Raw genomic sequence first — 20,142 nt, forward strand, 5'->3', positions numbered from 1 at the left:
CATTTCACTCTATTCACTTCTTCTTTCAGAAAAACACTTTATTCAAGATTGACTCCATGTACATTAGCTATGGTGTCTATTTCCCCTTGGTTGATAGGTATCTCGAGCGCTTATTCACCTTGAATATCTTTCTTATAGTAATAATGAGTGCATCCCCTTGGTGCGTTCTCAATGGTTCCAATAACTTGATACCCTTGCTTTATATAAAAAGCTGGAGCTTGAAAACTAAATGTATTCAGTTTAATGAATGTGCATTTCTTGGCTCTGGCGATCTCTTCTATTTCGTGAAGGAGCTTCGAGCCATAATTCATCCCCCTGCACGTTTCATCAACCCAGAGAATATCCACTTCAATCCAGTTCCAGCAAAATACACTGTTCAGACCACCGATGATCACACCATCATTGCTCTTGATTACAAGATTGATTTCTTCATAATTACTTTTCAAATCATCCGGTACATGCTTAGCATTGTATTCAATCAGCTTGTTCCTGACAAAGCTGCTTTCTTCATGACTGCTTCTGCCAATACTCGAATTTGTCGACATAACTCATCCCCCTCATTTATGTATGCTCAGAAGTTCACTGACTTCCCCAAGGCATCGTCCACAATATCGATCAGTTCGTGTAAGTTATTGAGGACATGCTTCGGTGCATCTACACTCGCATCCCACTCCATGAATCCCTTCAGCCATGCGGCGTTGATGCCTGCCTCTCTAGCCCCTTTTATGTCATTGATTGGGTGATCACCAATGTACCATGTATGTCTAGCGCCCGCATCCAATTGATTTAAGGCCATTTCAAATATTCGTTTATCCGGCTTTTTAACCTGTACTTCATCTGAAACAAGAATGGAATCAAAATATTCTCTAATCATCACCTGATCGATTTTGGAGTATTGTGAACGTATGGAACCGTTTGTGATTAGACCAAGCTTGATCTTCCTCATCCTCAGATAATCTAAAACTTCCTTTGCGCCTTCCATCAGAAGGGTGCATTTGAAAAACTCATCAAACCAGAACGTTAACAGCTCGTCAACCGACGTTTCACGATTCTTTAGTTCTAAACTCGACCTTAGTTCTTCATAGAGCTCTCGTTTCTTGCGATAGCCATCTTGATCGGCAATTCGAATGTGCTCCATAACTTCGATTCTGTGTATTTCATCCTTTATAACGATAAATTGATCTATAAATCGCTCTGTAAACACCTTGAAGGCCTCTCTTCGGTTAACGAGCGTATTATCCAAGTCGAAAATAACGGCTTCAATCCTCATTCCACTGGTCCTTTCCAAGAAACTCCTGCACGATTAACTAGTGACTCACTTCAGTTCTCTCCAACCAAGAGCAGCTTCTATTAATAGATTATCTCCAATATGAATCTCTTTGCTCCTAATAAACTGTCCCCCTAGCTTTTCATAAAATGCCATGGAAGGGTTTTGTTCAAGTACCCAGACCATCATGAAAGTATAATGATCATTCTTTAATTGTTCGACCAATCGGTTATACAGTTGTCTTCCATATCCCTTTCCTTGTGCCTCTATAACCAAGTACAGAGCATAGAGCTCCGCGTCATAATCCATCTCCACCTCTCTGCTCTTCCCACCATGGATAAAACCAATAATTTCTCCTTGATCCTCAGCTACATAGATCACATCGGCCGGGTTCAGATGATGAAATACCCACTCCCAATTCTTTTTACGTCTTTCATATGAAAGTTGGTCTAAATATGCATCTGAAATCATTCCTTTATAGGTGGTTTTCCAGCTATCAACATGAACGAGCTATACCATCAACATCTTTGTAGTCTGCGAGTCTAATATTCATCGAATTGTTTCCTTTCTATGATGACCACTGACAGTGAACACAGCTTTCACAAACCCTATGAAAATCTTCAATGTCTGTAAATTTCTTCGTATTACGGATCCACAGAACGAGTTGTTGTGCTGTATCGATTGGACCTCCATTGTTAGCAAAACAATATTCCCAGCATAATCCTTCATCAATAACTTCCTCTACAGCTGGACAGAACCAGAAAAAAGTTATCCCGTTCCCACCTTTCAAGGGTCCATCGAATTCCGTAACCATTTTTGATTGTTGTACCACCTTTACCGACTTTTATGAAACCAAGACGTCGATATATTTTAAAGCTGCCCTGTTCTTTCTAGTAGCCATCAATCGAATACGGATACTTGAAACTTCTCAACAGCTTGGTCCCCATCACAATGTTGAGCTTCCAGCACCCTTCTTGTTCCTTCTTCTTTCGTGTGCTCGGTTTCAATAGAAATCCCTTTGCACACCACTTTTACAATTTCCCCAGTTGAATAAGCATCCCTGGTTGTATCTATTCGTATGATCACTTGTTTCCGTTCTATACTAAGATCATATATCCAATATCCCCCCTCCAATGTAGGAGAAATGATAAGTATATAATCTCCTTTACCTTCCTCAAATCTCGAAATAAATGCTTCTATTCTCTTGAAATCCGCTTCATTATTATGAATCAGGATATTATCCGAACTCTCTCTATTTGTCGGCTGCTCTTGTTGCATACAGCCACTAGTTATCAGCATAATAATCACGATAAGCACAACCGCTGCGTTATAGGTCATTATGTTCCCTATGCCGTTCACATTATGCTTCACAGCTTCACTCCATCTAGGAACGAATTCCAATAATCATCTGAGCTTTATTCTCCGCCAGCATTCATGGTAATATATGTATGACTGCGGTGTATACAAAATTAGGAAGAGGTGTCACTGTTATGAGTATCCTCAAGAACTTTTTTCTTGTTGTTCTGAATTTAGTCGGTGAGCTCTGGACTGGTGTTTTCCATCGCAATCCGGATTTCTATGATAAATATACCGTCACGAAGTCAAGAACTGGTTATGTGTTCTTTGTGGCCCTGTCCACGCTTGTTACGATCGGAATAGTCGCATGGTTTTATGTACGAATATATGGACCCTAGCTTATGATCTCTGATGATAACAGCTCGTGCGCTGTTCGAACGTTCCTTTTCTGCTCCTTAGCGCTAACCTCTCATCTAGGTGATATAGACATTGTTGCACAAGACCACCGAAGTCTCGATCTGCCTCGTTGAAACCTTCCAATATTTGCGAAGCAGGAGTTCCTTATCCTCGCTTGTGACGACCCGAAATCCTTCACGCTCATAAAAGGATATCGCCCATGCTGCCGCTTCCCATGTCCCGATCAGGATCGTCTTATCCGTCTGGCTAACGATTGAGCGCAATAATTGACCGCCGATTCCCTCTCCACGCCTCTTCGTCCTCACATAGGCATGCCTGATCAGCGCGACATCACCTTTATCCTGAATCCCCATTACACCCAACAGCTCACCTTCTGACTCATAGCCCCAGAACAGGACGCCATCGTTCACTTCACTCTTGAGCTCCTCCAAACTCATATAAGGGGTATGATAGCAATCATTCGGAATGGCGTTCTCATAAGCGGCTGCTGCGTCATTGATAATAATAAAGATCGTCTCCATGTCATGTTGTTCACAGACTCGTATCATAATGCTTAACTTCCTTTCATGCCAATCGGCGCTGCTAGATGTATCACCTGTACTCTTAATTCGACAAATGGACATATTTCCCTTTTCTTGTCCCGTTCTGGTTCCTTGGAGCTCAATACCCCCGTGATGCCAAGGTTATATTTATGGCCAAAAGCAGTAAAACAAAAGACAGCCCTGATAAGAGCTGTCTGTCGTTCCATCTTTATTCGCCTCAATCGTTATCCTCTTGGTTGCTATTCTTCCCTCCGCGTGGAGGGTTTTCGTTGTCCCGTTCCTTGCCCTTCTCTTTGCCTTTATCATTTCGGTTATCCCGTTTATCCTCTTCCTTGTCCTTCTGCTTGTCCTTATCCTTCTTCTCCTTCTTATCTTTCTTCTTCACCTCATCGTCCTTACGATCTTGATCCTCGTCCGTCAGGCCATCCTTCTTCTTGACGTTGACGCCTTTCGCGGCAGGAAATGCCAGAACGGGCTCGCCTTCAAGCGCTTCAGCCAGCAGGGCTTGGAACACAGCGGCAGCGGCCTTGGAGGATGTTGTTAAATAATGCTCGCTGTCGGTCTTATCGTAGCCGATCCACACCGCTCCGACGAGCTGAGGCGTGTACCCCACAAACCAGTTATCCTTCGCCCCATCACCGCCTGTTCCGGGCATCTCCGTCGTCCCCGTCTTACCGGCTAACTGCCGATCAGGCAATGCGGCAGCTTGCCCGGTTCCTTCGCGAACTACGCCTTCAAGCATGGCGGTCATCGTACGGGCGACCTCCGGTTCAATTATTTTCTCCCCAGCTGCGCCATTGACATCTGCCAGTACAACCCCATCCGCAGATTCGATGCGCAGGATCGTATGCGCGGGTATTCGCGTTCCATCGTTGGCATACACCCCGAATGCTTCAGCCATATCGAGTGGCGACACACCTTCTTGCAAGCCGCCGAGAGCTAGCCCCAGTGCACGGTCCCCGTCTGTCAGCTCAATTCCGAAGCGCTCCGAAGCTTCCATGCCGGCATCGATTCCTACCTCGTTCAGCAGTTTTACCGCAGGTACATTGTAGGAATGAACAAGCGCCTCATATAGGGTTACCTCGCCATGATAAGACCCGCCGGCGTTTCTCGGACGATATCCGCCAAAGTCCACAGGCTCGTCAACCAGAGTATCGCTGGGACGATAGCCCCGTTCCAATGCCGGGGTGTATGCGGCGATCGGCTTCATCGTCGAACCCGGCTGCCGCTTCAGCTGGGACGCGCGATTAAAGCCGCGGAAGGGCTGCTCGCCCCGTCCGCCTATCAATGCCCGTATTCCTCCATCGCGCGGATCGACCAGAACGGCACCGCTCTGAATCAGCTGATCCGCTTGACTTGGAGGGAATAACTCTTCCTTCGCATACACCTGCTGCGCAGCCTCCTGCATACGTGTATCCAATGCGGTATAGATTCGCAGACCGCCATGCAGCACCTCATTCTCCGTCAAACCATATTGGGCTCCCGCTTCACGAATCACTTGATCGACATAATACGGATATTTCATCGCTCCCGGCTTATTAGCTGAGATGCTGCGAAGCTTAACGGGCTCGCGGCTGGCAATATCGCTCTCGGCACTCGTGATTTTCCCTTGTTCCAGCATGAGCGAAAGCACCAAATTCCGGCGCTCCTTAGCCTCCTTCGGATGTTTATACGGTGTGAGAGCGGAAGGCGCCCGGATGAGACCGGCCAGCATGGCCGATTCCGGAAGCGTAAGCTTATCGACAGTTTTGTTGAAATAGGTGGCGGCCGCTCGTTTAATCCCCCATGCGCCTTCGCCAAAATAGATCTGATTCAGATACATTTCCATAATTTTCGGCTTATCATAGTTTTCTTCGATTTTCTTGGCTAAGAGAACCTCATTCCATTTGCGTGTCCACGTGCGCTCGTGGGTTAGAAAGACGTTCTTGGCCAGCTGCTGTGTGATCGTGCTCCCGCCCTGCACGGTTCCGCCTGCCGTCAGGTTCGTATAGAATGCACGCCCGATCGCCCACAGGTCCATTCCTTGATGATCGAAGAACCGCTTATCTTCCACCGCTGTCACCGCATCGACCAGCACTTGTGGGAGCTTACTGTATTCAACGGCTTGAATCTCGCTTTGGGATAACCGGTTTACTTCCTTACCGGAGCGATCAAATAATACAGTTGATGCCGGCAGCGGCTCATCGAGCTTGCTGATATCCTGCATGCCAACCATGATTCGAAAGAGAATCCATCCTGCCGCCACAGCCGCGATTATGATGATCACAACACTCCACAAGAGTGCTTTCCACGTCCATTTCTTTTTTGTTCCGCTCGTCTTCTTGCCTCGTTTCGTCTTCTTTATTGCCGGATCATTCCCGCTCGGCTGCATTTCATTTTACCCCCAAACTTACGTCTAATCCGCTCTCGATGTCTAAATTACACTGTTCGCAGCGAAGTCGCTTTTTGAGTACGTCGTGGGAAGCAGCTCGGCTGGGAATCTCTTGCAAAGCAGAAAGCAATGACACGCTTTTATTTCATATTTCTTTAGTCAGTGCGCTTAGCGGATGAACTAGTCGTTTCAGCTCATTTTTCAAGCGGACTGTTGTCTTGCAAGGTCCAAGTCTGTATAATAGCGAAGCAAACATATGTTTGCATGGAGGGACAACATGAGAGACGGAGGAAAGGTATGAAAGGATCAACGCATCTTACCATCGGCGTCGCGATTGGACTTGCCGCTGCCGCATACTATCCCTTCACGCCTAAGAGTGCTGCCTTATATGTAGCTGTTGCGGGCTTCTCCGCACTTAGTGCGGATCTGGATGGGAAAAGCATGCTCAGCAGCAAGCTTGGACAAGTATCCAAGCTGCTGCGTGAGTTTGGCTTGTGGGGCGGTGTGCTGCTCGCTATCGGAATCGCCTACTTCTATTACACGCAGCAAGTATTTCACCGCGAGCTAGCCCTCATTGCCGTTATCGTCTTTCTCCTCGGCTTCATTACCAAGGAAGGCATCATCCGCAATGCTCTCGTAAGCCTGATCGGAGGAGGGCTGATCTACTGGGGCTGGGTCACGGAGCTGAACTGGCTCATGGGCTTCGGATTGTTCGTTGCGTGGGTGCCTTGGCTGAACCATCGCGGAATGACCCATACCGTCTGGGCATTAATTGCATGGGCCGCAATCGGTGCGGGATTGGAGAATCATCTGCAGCAGGACGGAATCATGGAGGTCGCCGCAGCCGGCTATTTATCGCATCTCATTGCGGACACCTTGACACCCGCAGGGGTCAAATGGCTTTATCCCATCTATAAGAAATCGATCAAGTTTCCACTCTAGCAAATCTTACGCAATGTGTATCCGACAAAATAAGGGTACGATCCCCGAACCCGGGGGTCGTACCCTTACTACTCTCCCTATTTCCTTGAACGCACCGCCCTGCCTGGACGTCTCACATACTTACACCTACTCAACGAGCTTCTTTGCAATCTCCTCCAGATCCTTCCAATCTATTTTCCCGTTCGCTCGCATGTCTGCTCGTTTGACCTGCTCCCAGTCGGGGCTCTTTTTGTTCTTCCCATAATAGGCTGCTGCCAGCGAGAGATCGCCAACGGACACGGTACCATCTTGGTTGATATCGGCATCCAATTTCCGGTGTCGATTCGTCATCTCCCGTGCATCTAGCGTGGAAGGCATCGCTTGTATTTCATTCCCTTGGGCGTCTCCCAGAGCAGCACTGGAAATCGACACATAATCTGCAGCCGACTGCAAGCTTTTCTTAGCTTTGAAGGTCAGCTCCATCACCTCTGCCTGAAGCGTCACCGGATGGGCGGTTCCTTCGCTAGCCAGCACGAGCCGCAGCTTTCCTCCTGGCTCCTTTACGATACGGACAAGCTTGACTCCTTCTGCAATTGGCTTAGCGGAAACAAACTCAACGGCTGAAGGATCATAATTCAACTTGATATCTTGGGCCAGAACTGGTTCAGTCAGGTTGTTCAGCTCATAAGTAAGATTGAACTTCTTCCCGGCCTGGGAAGAAGCCGATCCTGTTAACGCAGCCTCCGGACGATTCGATGCTGGGTTGAAATCCAGTGCATACAGTCTGCCTTCACCCGGAGCAAACGCAGCGGAGAAGCTTCCGGTTCCCGCATTATAGCCGGTTGCTATTTCAAGTCCAGTCGCTTTGGATACCTCTGTGACGGATTGCGCTCCATTGGATAACGTAAAGGTCTGGGTATGGGTCTGCACCAGATCCTTATTGACCACCATCACATATTCCCGTCCGTCCTCATCAAGGAAGGACGAAATAATCATCGGCATCTGCTCATCGGCGCTTGAAGGCTGCCAGAAGAAAGAGGACGGCAGCGCAGTCGTACCTGATGGCAGCACATCCGTTTCCGCATGGTAGACAGCCTGCGAAGTAAGCTTCAGCAGCGTTGGGCCAAGGTTCAGTACTTCCGCATTAATATCTCTGGCCCATTCGTAGGAGATATTCTTGCTGCCATCCGGCAGTATAAGGCCATCGCTGAATTGTTCTGCACCTTGATTCTGAGGTGTTGTGTACGTGAAGTAAATATACCCCTTGGCCCCATATGCCAGACTCGTATAGATATGATAGTTGAGATCGCCTTTCGAAGGAGGACGTAAATAATTGTCGATTCCAACCGACTGAATATAAGTCCAGAAATCAACATCGCCTGCTAACGACTGGCGGCGAATCACTTCCATATTGTCGTAATAGCCGCTGCTAAAACCATCATTAATACGAAACGGATAATGATCGTATACCAGCACGTCCGGATTCGCTCTCACCCACCGGTAAACGTAATCCTCATAGGTTCCGGATTGAAGGTTCTGATTAATCGTATACCACAGATCAGCATCGATCGATGCCCCATCGATATAGGCCGTTCCATCGTAGAAGGCCTTCTGTCCGATACCGGAATGGACGACCCATCCGACGGATCCATCTCCCCCGCCTGCATGCGTTAATTCCATATAATAAAGGGTATCCGGTGTGACTGCCGTATTCAGTGCAAACTGGGGCCAGCTGTATCCGGTTCCGGACATTGTCGTTGTGGCGACTGCCGTAGTTTTAGCCGGGGAGTCCCACAATGTCAATGTTAATTGTTCATTAGCCGTCCACTGCACCGGATCAATCCACAACTGGATGGTGGAAATATACGATTCGTTCTCGCCCGTCTTGAATGTCTGCCCCATCGTCTTGGTTGCTGTGACGTAATTCCCATCATTGGGAGTCGTACCAAAGAGCTGGGATGTGGACGCATAATTAGGAAGAAGATTGACGAAGGACATCCGATCCGGGTCATTCGCTCTCAGACGCCTCGTCATTTCCTCGAGCCGGGACATCTTCTCCGCATTCGGCTCATCGTACAGACTGTATCCGAGAACGGCCGGTTTCGTGCTGTAATGAGCGGTTATAGCATCCAATGTGGCGTCGGATGGTCTTCTGCCGTCATTGTAAGCAAACTGCTCGAAGTGCACCTCGAAGGACAAATCTTTGCTTAGAGCGCTGCCGCCCGCATACAGTTGACCTCCAGCGTAGACATCGCTGGATTGAATGGCGACATTCCCGTAGGTTCCCAGCGGACTTCCGGACAATTCCATATAATAAGACTGGTTCCCTGCCGCGGGAATGCCGAAGCTGAATGCAGCCCGATTCGATACGGTCGGAACGGGAAGCTGGGCACTGCCCAGCAGGGTGGTTTTCGCTGGATTATCATATAGCTTGAGGGTAAGCACGCCGCTAACCGGACTAGCCATCGGCTCGATGTTCAAAGCGATATACCCCAGATAGTATCCCGTCCCCGCAGGAGAGGTGAACGTTTGTCCGATCGTGTCCGCATCTTGAAGAGGCATTGAGCTGTCGGTATCCGGTTGCTTCACGAAATCAGACCGCCAAGAGAAATTCCAATCGCTGACCAGCATTGACAGGTCATTCGCATCGGCCTGCACCAATGCGGGATCGATACCTCCCGGATCCACGAGCCCATTGCCCGCTACGATAAAGTTTGCGTTCATATCTTTGATCTCTTCGTACTTGCTGAATGAGGTTTCTTGGGGACTTGGCGGCCAGAAGATGCCGATCGGGAACGTATCTGACGCAGACCGCGCAGCCGATTCATCAGCGGACACGTTAATGCCGGTCAGCAGTGTGATCAATAAGCTGATCGCAAGAAGTGAAACCGTTATTTTTTTTCTAAACACGATCCATCACGCTCCTCTTATTCTGACTGCCGATTAATCCTGTTCAAGCTCCAATAGCTTCCCTTCCCCCGGCTGCAGCGATAATGCGAGAATGCCGTTCGAATCGATATTCACGCTCGTTCTGCTGCCCTTCGTCCATATCGCCGCATATCTTCCGGCTTCTGCACGAAAGGTCAAGCTGATCTCGGCCGGTTGACGGAAGCTTTGATTCACCACAATCAGCTTCTCCTTACCTTGCGTGTCTTCGAATCCTCCGATTATGACAGGGTCTCCGCTCAGTGCTTGGATTGGTGCTACCGTCCCTGTCAGCACGGGGATAGACTCCGGCTCAAATCCGTGAAACCGGATCCCTGTAGACCGAAGCCCCAGCAAGATAGGACCGATCGCATGCAGCTCCCTGTTAACGGCTTGAACCTCTCCATAATGCCTAGTCTTGTTCCCGTCACGATCAATCATGGCATCTCCGAACGTCTCCACCCCATTCTCAGGCGTCCAGTAGGTAAAATATTGAATGCCCTTCGCACCGTAAGCCAAGCTTGTGTACACCTGCCAACGGATTTCTTCTTCCACGGGATCGCGATTCGTATTATTGAAGGATAAAGTCTGAATGAACAACCAGAATGGGACATCGTGCAGGAGCGCTTGCTCGCGAATGAGATGCAGGTTATAGAAGTATTGAGGGGAGATATCCGGGCTGTCATCGTGCTTCGCAACTAGAAAAGGATAATGATCGTAAGATAATACCTCCGGCTTATAACAGGACATGAATTGTTCCAAATAATCCGCATACGTTCCCCCCAGCTGCTGCTCGCTGGCATAGGTTGGGAACAAATTGACGAATGGCAGCGCATCAGGCAGATCCATTCTGTACCTCTCAGCCAAGTCGGCAAGCTCTGCGATTTGAGCAATCGACGGTTCATCGCAAACATTATGGCCCATGAATGCAGGGTGACCGCTGAATTCCTGCAGAATCTCTGGAAGCATGGAGGTATCCCTAGCCATTGCATGCCTGACCCGGGGATCCGCAATAATGATCTTCAGTCCATTTTCCTGCGCCATATCAAGCGACTTGCGTATGATGTCTAAACCCCCGGTCCATTCCGTGAACCCGGACATGAAGGTGATCCCCGCTTCCCTGATTTCCCGATACCGCTCGGACGAGATTTCGTCTACCGGAGGCGTGACCCATATCCCTACGGGGAACAAATCGTTTAACCAACGCTTCTGCTCTGCCACAACAACCACCACCTTATCTGTCTGGGTACATTCACACCAATAGGGTACCAGGGGAATAATGAATTTCCAAGTACCCCATTAGGTGTAATAAAGGCGTTTACCAGCCTAAGAGCTTCCGGCTCTCCAGCGTCTTCTTATTAAAAGCCTCGACTTTCGGTATAATCGCATTCAGATCGCTCCCATCATACATAGGCCCAATAATGGCGGTATCGATCGTCCCCTGATATTCGCTCCAATCCGGTACGGAGGCTCCCGGCATACCGCAGCACATTGTAGTTGTCATCTTGACCGCTTCTTTGTTCTTCCCCTGCCAGAGCGGCACTTGGTCGATGTAATCTTCCAATTCCGGATGGATCACCCACGTGTTCGAGCCGTTCCGCATCATCCACTTTTGCATTTCCAGCTCATACTGGAAGCTCAGCCACAGGAAGGCTTCCGCTTTATGCTTGGATGCGCTTAGAATGGCTGTCGGGCCTTGAATTTGCAGCGTGGCCTGCGTCGCTTTTCCCCTTGGCATCGGAAGTATATCCCATTCGAACTTCGCTTCCTTCTGATAGCCTGGCAGCAGCCAATCCAGCCCCATGGAGAACAGAACCTTGCCGGTCAGAAAGTTGTTCCCTCTCTCCCAGCCAAGCTTCTCTCCCTCCGCAGCCGTCGGCCTTACATGCCACTTGGTCGTCAGGTCCTGCAGCCACTTGAGATCGGCTATGACCTCCGGCGTATTGGCAACGCTTTGAGTCAAGTTCTTATTCATGAAGATCAGGTTATCCGCGCTACCATTGGCCACCGGATAGATCCAATTAAGGAAGTAGTACATCGTCTGATCATACGAAATGCCGTATTCACTGGCAGCCGGATCCGTTGCCTTCTTCGCCATCTCTAGAAAATCATCATACGTCCAATCATTGGACGGCATCTCCATGCCATGCTTCTTCAGCAGGTCCTTGTTCACCACAATCCACGCTGCGATTCGGGAGAATGGCATGGCATAGATTTTGTCTCCTGTCCGGAATGCATCCGTAAAGCCCTCCACAACCTCGGCATTCTGAATCGTCGGATCATTCTCTATAAAAGGGGTCAGATCCTCCAACAAACCGCCATTGGTCCAATCGCTTAGTCCCTGCAGCCAGGTTAAATCCGCCGGATCGCCTGCCGTTTGCATAGCTGCCGCCTTCTCGATCAAGGCATCATCGGAACCCCCGGTAATGATGGGCTCAATCGTGATCCACGGATACTTCTCATGGAACATATCGAAGGCTTCTTGATAAAGCCCTACGTTCCATGTAATCAGCTTTAACGTCACTGGCTCCTTCTTCTCATCGGCGGGCGGCGTTTCGTTTTCCTTGTCACCCTCTTGATTTGCCGGCTTATTTCCTTCTTTCTGCTCATTCTTTTGGCCGCTGTCTTCACTGGCCTTCTCTTCCTCATTACTGCCGCATGCCGAAGCAAATAACAAGAACGTAAGCAGCACGGATAACAGCAGAGCGAGCGTTCTTCCCTTATTCACAGCTATCAACCTCCTCTATTTGGGGACTGCTATGCAATAGACTCGCTTACGGTGTTATTCTCACGCGTTATTCGAGCCAGCATCGTTTCACTCCACGGTACATGGATATCCTCCAAACCAGCTAAGAACACGCCAAAGACAGGTTCGAGCCGGTGTGTCACGACCGTGAAGGGCTGCTTCATTCGTTCATGCAGCCTGCGCTCGAAGGACTCTTTCATCCGGCCTTCGATTTTCCAGCATCCTCCGGCACGCCCGATCGGTATCGGTCCAGTGCCGAACGCCAAATAATCGCATAAAGATACGGCCTGATCGGCCAGCTTCCTGCCTGCCTCCTGTAGAATGGAGATGGCCACCTGATCACCATCTTCCGCACATCTGGCAACAGTCCTGCTCAGCCCCGCAATCAAATATCGGTAATCGTGGGGCAGATGCCTTCTCGCGACGTCAGTCAATAATCGAGTGAGCGGATTCATTTCATCAGTTGGCCGAGCTTCGGGTGCGGTGACGTTCCAAGTCCCGGAAATATCCTCCGCAAGCCGCGTTGGCTCTCCCCATCCCTCAAGATAGCGCAGCGCTGCGCGTAAACCGTTCAAGCCGATCTCATATCCGCTTCCATCATCGCCAAGCAAATCCCCCAAGCCCCCAATTAGCCGGGACTGCCCATGATGGTTTTGGCCGTATACGAAGGATCCAGTCCCGCTTAACACCACCATACCCCGGTTGTTCGAGATCGATGCGTAGAGCGCTGCCCTCGTATCCGTGCAATAGCGCGACTTGCTCATGATACGGCACTGCTCCATCGCATCCTGAACGGCTTCAACTGGACCAAGCGTAGATAGAAACACGTGGGATATACGGTCCGGATTGATTCCGCCGGTCTTCAATGCTGTCATTATTGCCGTTCTATACGAGTGGGCGGCTTCACCGGTCGGCATATTATTCGCAGCACCGCCCATACCCCATCCCAATAGTTCACCATCCAGCTTTTGAATCAAGCACAGCACTTTGCTCCCTCCGCTATCAATGCTCATCACATGCCCCGGCAAAATGGCATCACCCCTTTACCTGTTCTCCGTCTGCTTGTTCTCTTCACTGATTCACTCGCTTCCCGCCAGTTCAGCTAAACGATCCCCCTATGCAATCATTCATTTCGGGACGCTCAACCATCTTGGTTCCTCTAACGACCCTATGCAAAAACAAAGATGAATCGAAAGTTATTCTTTCGTTTATAACCGATTAATAAAATCACACGTTCACCAGACTAGCATATGAAGCATTTTTCGTAAAAATTCCCTTCCTTCTTATATCTGGAGAAGCTTCAAACGAAAATGTTTATTTTCGTTATACTCCATTGCCGTAGGTTCTCATGCTGCTACGAAAACACAAAAAAATCCGCGATGAACTCGCGGATTCTAATAGTTGAATCTGTACGATGTTGTTATGCCGGCAGTGCATAGAGCAGAATCGCAAAGAAATGAGCCGTCGAGCCTGCCAGAACGAACATGTGCCAGACGGCATGGTGATAAGGAAATCCCCGCCAGACGTAGAATATGGTGCCTACCGTGTAGAAGACGCCGCCCAATACAAGCAGAAACAGCCCCCCGCTTGCAAAGTGCTCGGTCAACGGCCGCCAAGCGAAGACGATGAGCCAGCCCATCAGCAGATAGAAGAGCGTCGACGTCACAAGAAAACGTTTCGTATAGAATGCTTTGAAGGCAACCCCGACCAAGGCGATGCCCCATACAAGACCGAAGAGCGTCCAGGCCAGCGGGCTGCGGATGACGCCGAACAAGATCGGGGTGTACGTCCCAGCGATGAAGAGATAGATTGAGCTGTGATCGAAGATCTCGAACAGGTCCTTCACTTTGCCTTCTGGAAAACTATGGACAAGCGTCGAGGCTGTATAGAGCAGCAGCATGGTCGCACCGAAAATCGAGAAGCTGACAACATGCCACACCGTTCCCTTCAAGCTGGCGAAGACGATTAACAGAACAAGCGCGGCTATGCTGAGCAGCATGCCGATTCCATGGGTAATCGCGTTCGCGACTTCCTCCCTGCGGGTGTACGTATGCGTAAGGGCCAATGGTAACACTCCTCTTCTGCGTTCATTCGTAACCATAGTATACCATAGGAGGACCTCATTCGTTGATTTTGTCCAACCGTCAGCAGTATGATATAATCCGACCATCCCTATTACTATTCCCGCGGAGGCGAATATGCTTACAATTGAACAGAAAATCGAAATCCTGGATTCTTTCCCGGAGCTGCAGCGCAAAGACGTCTCGCTCGGACGTATCAATTATCATTATGAAGACAGCGCATATGACAAGAAGAATGTCGTCTACCATCTGCATAAGAACGGCAATGGCTATGTCTATGTCGGACAGCTTCCCGGATATTCCCCTGACGATAAGGGCTTCGTAAATATACGGGAATACGACGCAGATGAGCTGAGGGCTGTCGTTGAAGCTTCGATCAGCTTCTTATCGACCCCGCCAGTCGTCCCTGCACCCAAACGGCGCAAACCCAAATCCGGGCCGGAAACGTGGACCGGGCCGGATGATCAAGTGCTTGAGCTGAAATTCGAGGATGACTTGTGGTATCTGTACACCGGCTTGAACCTGGAGTCCGCTTTCGAAACGTATGAAGAGGCCGAACAATATTTGGCAGAGGAAGGGTTTGTGCGAACCTCAGCGCGCTAGCTCAATCCGGTTCAGGCCATTGCGATATGTAAAAGAACCTTCAATCCTACGATGTGTGGGTTGAAGGTTCTTCTTATGGGAGAAAGCCCCCGAATCACGACTATATTTTACAGCGTCTTTTGTCCTGGACGCCAGTTAGCCGGGCACAAGCCGCCAGCCTGAAGCGCCTGCAGAATACGCAAGGTCTCGTCGACACTGCGGCCGACATTCATATCGGTGACCACTTGGTAACGCAGAATGCCCTCGGGATCAATGATGAACAGCCCGCGGTGAGCAGCGCCTGATTGTTCGTCCAGAATTCCATATGCCGTTGCAACTTCTTTGGTGAAATCCGATGCCATCGGGAATTTCACTTCACCTATTCCGTTCTTGTCCACAGGCGTTTGGGTCCATGCACGATGCGTATGCACACTGTCAGCGGACGCGCCAACGATCTCGCAGTCCAGCTTTTGAAATTCCTCATAGCTGTCGCTGAAAGCCAGAATTTCGGTAGGACAAACGAACGTAAAGTCGAATGGCCAGAAGAACAGCACGAGCCATCTGCCTCGGTAATCCTTCAGCGATACCTTCTCCTCAAGAGTGTCCATGTTTTTCGTAGAGAGCATGTTGAAATCCGGGGCAGGAAGCCCTACTTTAGCATAAGGGAACGGTGTGTTATTAATTGCGCTTACTACGGTTTGCGTCATGTGATGTCAATCTCCTTCGATGTATGGTTGTCGTTCGTTTAGTTGTGAATGTCGGCTAAAGCTTTGTTCAGCTGAGTCTGATTAAAGCCCAGAATGTTCGTTTCTCCGATAACGGTGACGGGAACAGACCGCATGCCTGTGTTCCACAATTCCTCGGCGTATTTGTCGTCCATGTCGATGTTGCGTTCCTCATAGTTCACGCCGCGTGCTTCCAGGAAGCCTTTGACCTGTTTGCAATAATGGCAGTTCGAGCTCGAATATACGATTACGTTCGTGCTTTGGGACATGTTCAATCTCTCCTTGTCGTTGCTATTTTATTCATCCTTCTCAGGCATGTATCTTTTCGTTCATTTCGGCTGCTTCCAAATAACGCTCGCAGTCCAGTGCTGCCATACAGCCTGTTCCAGCTGCGCTGATCGCTTGCCGATAACGGCTGTCTTGAACATCTCCGCAGGCGAACACGCCAGGTATGTTCGTTTCGGTCGTACCTGGATTTACGAGGAGATACCCGTGGTCATCCGTTTGAAGCTGTCCGCTAAGAAAAGCGGTGTTCGGAGTATGTCCGATGGCGATGAAGATACCGTCAGTTTCAATCGTCTCTTCAAGACCCGTAACATTATTACGCACCTTCAAGCCGCGCACGCCGTTCTCTCCGCTGATCACTTCAAGCGGCGTACGGTTTAGCCCCCAGCTGATCTTCGCGTTCCCGCGGGCACGATCCTGCATAATTTTCGAAGCACGCAGCTCATCGCGACGGTTCACGACCACGACCTCAGAAGCGAAGCGTGTCAAGAAATTGGCTTCCTCCATCGCCGAATCTCCTCCGCCGATGACGATAATTTTTTTGTTGCGGAAGAAAAAACCGTCACAAGTCGCACAGGTGCTTACACCGCGGCCAATGTTATCCTTCTCGCCGGGAATGCCCAAATATTTAGCGGAAGCGCCCGTAGAGACAATGATTGATTCGGCTTGAAGCTCGCCCAACCCTTCAACAGTCAAGGTGAACGGCCGTTTCGACATATCCACCGAATTGACCCAGCCGGAGCGGAATTCAGCCCCGAAGCGTTCTGCCTGCTGGCGCATGTTCGCCATTAAATCAGGGCCCATTATGCCTTCGGGAAAGCCGGGGAAATTCTCGACCTCGGTCGTCGTGGTGAGCTGGCCTCCCGGCTCCGGACCTTCAATCACAAGCGGGTTCAAGTTCGCTCTCGCCAAATAGATTGCAGCTGTAAGTCCTCCCGGACCCGTTCCGATAATGATCGTTTTGTACATGATGATTTCCCCCATTTCGTAGTTACATTCCAACGTTTATGCAAGTTTATATTTAAACTAAGTTTACCTCTTGCTCATACATAAATGATATCATCCTTGTGCACCATGATCATGAAGGTACGATGAAGGTATGATGAATGTGTGATGAAGGTATGATGAGGATATAATGAAACCTTCATGAAGGCTTCATGAAGGTCTCAGATTAATGCTTATGAATCGGCAAATCGATAACCGACACCGCGAACGGTTAATATATATTGAGGATTCTTCGGGTTATCGCCAAGCTTCTGCCGCAAAGATTTGATATGAACGTCGACGGAATTGCTTCCTCCGAAATAACCTTCTCCCCAGATCTGTTCCATGACCTCTTGGCGGGACATGACGCCCCCGCCGCTCGTGGACAATACCCGAAGCAGATCGAACTCTGTCTTCGTTAGGCTAATGGGGCGGCCTGCGCGTTGAACGGTCATACGTTTCAAATCCATCCGTATGTCCTTCAATAACAGCTGGTCATCGGAGAACGCCTCGGTCGATTTCTGTGAAGATGGGCCTTCTTGGCTTCGGCTGGCCAACGCCTCGATTTGCTCCATAGCCAGGTCGATTGCGCTCGGCCATACGAGAACATCGCCTTCAACAGATGAATCGGCATACTTATCGGTGAGGAGAAGAAGCGCGGAATCCTTGCCGATCCCCAGCGGGGGCTTGCTGGTAGCTGTAACGGCCTTTCTCCGGTCAATTATAATAAGATCCGCTTGTATGGTTGTCAGAATCGGGTCATTCTCATTATGGAAGACCAATACGTCATAGCATCGTGTCGTTAATGCCGACACCAGCGTCCGCAGCGAAGCCGGCAAAGGACTGACGATGACGATACGGAGCGTAGAATCACAGAAGGCTCCTTCATCGATCGTATCCCATTCCTGCAGCGAGGGCGATAGTGGAAGATGGCTTATCGAGCGGCTGTTTTCTTCGCTCTGCATTCGGTACACACCCCCTTGAATAGAAATTGTTCTTCCTCGATGACGTATCCAGTCTCTTCGGCAATCCGCCTCAGCCATTCCTCCGGTGCTTGCACCATGACTTCATCGACTTTCCCGCACGATGTGCACAGAATATGCTGATGGTCCTCTACCCGCGCGTCATAACGGCTTGCATCCCCTTCAAGCTTCAATTCGCGAATCATCTTCTCTTCCGTCAAGTAACGCAGCGAGTTATATACGGTGGCATAGGCAAAATGACACCCGCGGTGCTTCAGCCGGTCCATGATATCCGATGCGGTCGGATGATCCGAGGCGTCAGTCACGATTTCATATATCGTTCGTCTGGGTGTCGTAAGCTGTCCCTTCCGACTCATAAGGATTCCTCCCATCCGATAATAATTTTAGAATTAGTTTAAGTTTAATAAATATTGCGCCATATGTCAAAGCGTTTCCTCTGATTTCCGCGGTAACAACGCAAAGAACCGCCATAGGGACACGTTCCCATGACGGTTCTCGATTATTCGAAGCTGCTTTCCGCAGAAGCGCTATTGCCAGAGCTACACGGTCAAACGCTGTTCTAATATGGCGGCAAGCTCCTCGCCTTTGTCCCAGACGACAGGCCGAATCAGCTTAGATGGCAGGGCATTCTGATTCGATTCGCCTCGCTTGATCGTCCATATAACCGGAATCTGCAAGCCTAGTGCCAATCCAGCCGCATAGTACACCTCCGGATTAGGTTCAGTCAGATCTGCGATCAGCAGCTTGCTCTCTGTAACAAGCCTGACAATATGATCGCCGTACATTTCTGTGGTTGACGGTTCCGGCAGCTGCGGCAAATACCCGCATTGCTCTATCTTAGGGGATACCTTCTCGTTCCACTCTACGCGAAGCTCTTCATTATCCGGAATCAGTACGAAGCATGGCTTGAGGCGTCTCCCGCCTACCGTAGCAGCGGCTTCCCGCCAGCCCTTCTCTGTAAGCTTGAATGTGGAGCCCGCCCGTTCGATCATCTCCATCTCCCGAAGCCTTTCGATGATATAAATGAGCTCCTGCAGATTCGGAGAGTAGGTTAAATTGTAGCGGACCGGCAGCCGGTGAATGATGACAGGCTCGTTCGGTCCTTTCGAATGACGGTGCAAATAATGAAGCAGGCGATTGCTTTTATCTTCGACTGTGATTGGAACGCGCGGCGAACGCTGAATCATCTCCAAGTCATCGAATGATAGTGCAACCGTCTCCTCGCAATCGGTTAATTCACAAATATAAGCAGATATAATTGGGAACATCTGCGCCTTGGTTGGATAAGATAGTTCATTATATAGGTCGTAGCTATCCTTACGAAGTCCATAATAAGCCCCTGTTGCACAGTAGCAGCCATCGAACCATTCGTAATCCCCTTGAGCACGAACAGGAACAATCTGGTCGCAGAATAAACAACGCTTCATATCCATCTGATTACTCACCCCTTACTTATCTATTCGACTATTCTACAAGAATATAGGGTGCTGTCAGGATTAGAATTTTCTCAGTACACTAATGTTTCTCTCAGATTTCACTGGCAATCAACCTCAAGCACTTAGTCGCATACGCTATCTAGAGGAGGGATATCGAGTGCCAAGATACCGCATCATCGTCGATTTATCGGATCGCCAGCTCTACTTACTTGACGTGAATACAGTCGTTCGCGGGTTTCCCGTCGGCATCGGCCGCATGGTGACCCAGACACCTACCGGCGAATATACCATCATCAATAAACAGCCCGATCCGGGAGGGCCCTTTGGTGCATTTTGGATGGGATTATCCAAGCCCCATTACGGCATTCACGGGACTAATGATCCTTCGTCGATCGGACGCCTTGTTTCGCATGGCTGTATTCGAATGTATAACGAGGATGTTCTTACCTTAGCTGCCCTTGTACCAATCCACACACGGGTCACCATACGTCCTTGATGAAGAAGCAAGAGAGCGGCCGCCCCCTTGGGTGACCGCTCCCTTTCATGAAACCTCAGATCTTTCGTTCCGTGCACCATTACTA

General features: G+C 49.5%; 21 protein-coding genes. 4 read left to right on the forward strand and 17 right to left on the reverse strand.

Translation table 11 applies throughout. The annotated features are described in order from the left end of the window. Positions 1-110: 110 nt before the first annotated feature. The 4 genes from NNL21_RS03005 to NNL21_RS03020 all read right to left on the reverse strand — a co-directional run bounded on the left by NNL21_RS03005 (position 111) and on the right by NNL21_RS03020 (position 2,638). Complete coding sequence (locus tag NNL21_RS03005) at positions 111-545, reverse strand: GNAT family N-acetyltransferase (protein ID WP_204815963.1); 435 nt, start codon at positions 543-545, stop codon at positions 111-113. 26 nt (positions 546-571) lie between these two features. Next, positions 572-1,270, reverse strand: coding sequence for an HAD family hydrolase (locus NNL21_RS03010; protein WP_204815964.1), 699 nt, complete (start codon positions 1,268-1,270; stop codon positions 572-574). Positions 1,271-1,315: 45 nt separating this feature from the next. Next, positions 1,316-1,738, reverse strand: coding sequence for a GNAT family N-acetyltransferase (locus NNL21_RS03015; RefSeq protein ID WP_256555027.1), 423 nt, complete (start codon positions 1,736-1,738; stop codon positions 1,316-1,318). 429 nt (positions 1,739-2,167) lie between these two features. Beyond that, positions 2,168-2,638 (reverse strand): DUF4362 domain-containing protein, encoded by a 471-nt coding sequence (locus tag NNL21_RS03020; protein ID WP_204815965.1) that lies wholly within the window; start codon positions 2,636-2,638, stop codon positions 2,168-2,170. A 119-nt stretch (positions 2,639-2,757) separates the two neighbouring features. Between NNL21_RS03020 and NNL21_RS03025 the strand changes: the two genes are divergently transcribed. After that, on the forward strand, positions 2,758-2,961 hold the full coding sequence (locus NNL21_RS03025) for a hypothetical protein (RefSeq protein WP_204815966.1): 204 nt from the start codon (positions 2,758-2,760) through the stop codon (positions 2,959-2,961). Between the two features lie 75 nt (positions 2,962-3,036). Here the strand turns inward: NNL21_RS03025 and NNL21_RS03030 are convergent, their stop codons facing one another. Both NNL21_RS03030 and NNL21_RS03035 read right to left on the reverse strand, forming a co-directional pair. Next, entirely contained in the window at positions 3,037-3,528 is a 492-nt protein-coding gene (locus NNL21_RS03030; protein ID WP_204815967.1) for a GNAT family N-acetyltransferase, read from the reverse strand. 211 nt (positions 3,529-3,739) lie between these two features. Then, the gene (locus tag NNL21_RS03035) at positions 3,740-5,893 is read right to left on the reverse strand and encodes a transglycosylase domain-containing protein (RefSeq protein ID WP_204815968.1); all 2,154 of its coding nucleotides are present in this window, start codon (positions 5,891-5,893) and stop codon (positions 3,740-3,742) included. A 297-nt stretch (positions 5,894-6,190) separates the two neighbouring features. On the opposite strand from NNL21_RS03035, the gene NNL21_RS03040 reads away from it, so the two are divergent. Next, positions 6,191-6,835 (forward strand): metal-dependent hydrolase, encoded by a 645-nt coding sequence (locus tag NNL21_RS03040; protein ID WP_204815969.1) that lies wholly within the window; start codon positions 6,191-6,193, stop codon positions 6,833-6,835. 126 nt (positions 6,836-6,961) lie between these two features. Here the strand turns inward: NNL21_RS03040 and NNL21_RS36430 are convergent, their stop codons facing one another. From NNL21_RS36430 to trhA, 5 genes are all read right to left on the reverse strand, one after another. Further along, complete coding sequence (locus tag NNL21_RS36430; RefSeq protein WP_204815970.1) at positions 6,962-9,724, reverse strand: cohesin domain-containing protein; 2,763 nt, start codon at positions 9,722-9,724, stop codon at positions 6,962-6,964. Between the two features lie 33 nt (positions 9,725-9,757). Beyond that, positions 9,758-10,960, reverse strand: coding sequence for a beta-galactosidase (locus tag NNL21_RS36435; RefSeq protein ID WP_204815971.1), 1,203 nt, complete (start codon positions 10,958-10,960; stop codon positions 9,758-9,760). Positions 10,961-11,057: 97 nt separating this feature from the next. Next, complete coding sequence (locus NNL21_RS03055; RefSeq protein WP_204815972.1) at positions 11,058-12,467, reverse strand: extracellular solute-binding protein; 1,410 nt, start codon at positions 12,465-12,467, stop codon at positions 11,058-11,060. Positions 12,468-12,496: 29 nt separating this feature from the next. Continuing rightward, positions 12,497-13,498, reverse strand: a complete 1,002-nt coding sequence (locus tag NNL21_RS03060) for an N-acetylglucosamine kinase (RefSeq protein ID WP_204815973.1) — start codon at positions 13,496-13,498, stop codon at positions 12,497-12,499. A 407-nt stretch (positions 13,499-13,905) separates the two neighbouring features. Next, positions 13,906-14,550, reverse strand: a complete 645-nt coding sequence (gene trhA / locus NNL21_RS03065; protein ID WP_204815974.1) for a PAQR family membrane homeostasis protein TrhA — start codon at positions 14,548-14,550, stop codon at positions 13,906-13,908. 133 nt (positions 14,551-14,683) lie between these two features. Between trhA and NNL21_RS03070 the strand changes: the two genes are divergently transcribed. Beyond that, positions 14,684-15,169: a hypothetical protein gene (locus NNL21_RS03070; protein WP_204815975.1), complete on the forward strand. Its 486-nt coding sequence runs from the start codon at positions 14,684-14,686 to the stop codon at positions 15,167-15,169. A 107-nt stretch (positions 15,170-15,276) separates the two neighbouring features. Here NNL21_RS03070 and NNL21_RS03075 read toward each other — a convergent pair whose 3' ends face one another. From NNL21_RS03075 to NNL21_RS03100, 6 genes are all read right to left on the reverse strand, one after another. Then, positions 15,277-15,855, reverse strand: coding sequence for a peroxiredoxin (locus NNL21_RS03075; protein WP_204815976.1), 579 nt, complete (start codon positions 15,853-15,855; stop codon positions 15,277-15,279). A 38-nt stretch (positions 15,856-15,893) separates the two neighbouring features. Then, positions 15,894-16,142 (reverse strand): glutaredoxin family protein, encoded by a 249-nt coding sequence (locus tag NNL21_RS03080; protein ID WP_204815977.1) that lies wholly within the window; start codon positions 16,140-16,142, stop codon positions 15,894-15,896. 40 nt (positions 16,143-16,182) lie between these two features. Next, positions 16,183-17,127, reverse strand: coding sequence for a thioredoxin-disulfide reductase (trxB, locus tag NNL21_RS03085; RefSeq protein WP_204815978.1), 945 nt, complete (start codon positions 17,125-17,127; stop codon positions 16,183-16,185). A gap of 209 nt (positions 17,128-17,336) precedes the next feature. Beyond that, positions 17,337-18,107 (reverse strand): winged helix-turn-helix transcriptional regulator, encoded by a 771-nt coding sequence (locus NNL21_RS03090; RefSeq protein WP_204815979.1) that lies wholly within the window; start codon positions 18,105-18,107, stop codon positions 17,337-17,339. Continuing rightward, complete coding sequence (locus NNL21_RS03095) at positions 18,077-18,481, reverse strand: Fur family transcriptional regulator (RefSeq protein ID WP_204815980.1); 405 nt, start codon at positions 18,479-18,481, stop codon at positions 18,077-18,079. Before NNL21_RS03095 ends, NNL21_RS03090 begins: the two co-directional genes overlap by 31 nt. 183 nt (positions 18,482-18,664) lie before the next feature. After that, positions 18,665-19,558 carry a helix-turn-helix domain-containing protein gene (locus tag NNL21_RS03100; RefSeq protein WP_204815981.1) on the reverse strand — a complete coding sequence of 298 codons (894 nt, stop codon included), beginning with the start codon at positions 19,556-19,558 and terminating at the stop codon, positions 18,665-18,667. A gap of 160 nt (positions 19,559-19,718) precedes the next feature. Here NNL21_RS03100 and NNL21_RS03105 point away from each other — a divergent pair, with 160 nt between their 5' ends. Beyond that, positions 19,719-20,057, forward strand: a complete 339-nt coding sequence (locus NNL21_RS03105; protein ID WP_204815982.1) for a L,D-transpeptidase — start codon at positions 19,719-19,721, stop codon at positions 20,055-20,057. Positions 20,058-20,142 lie beyond the last annotated feature (85 nt).

It is taken from the genome of Paenibacillus mendelii, from assembly GCF_024498075.1.
GTDB lineage: Bacteria > Bacillota > Bacilli > Paenibacillales > Paenibacillaceae > Paenibacillus_Z > Paenibacillus_Z mendelii.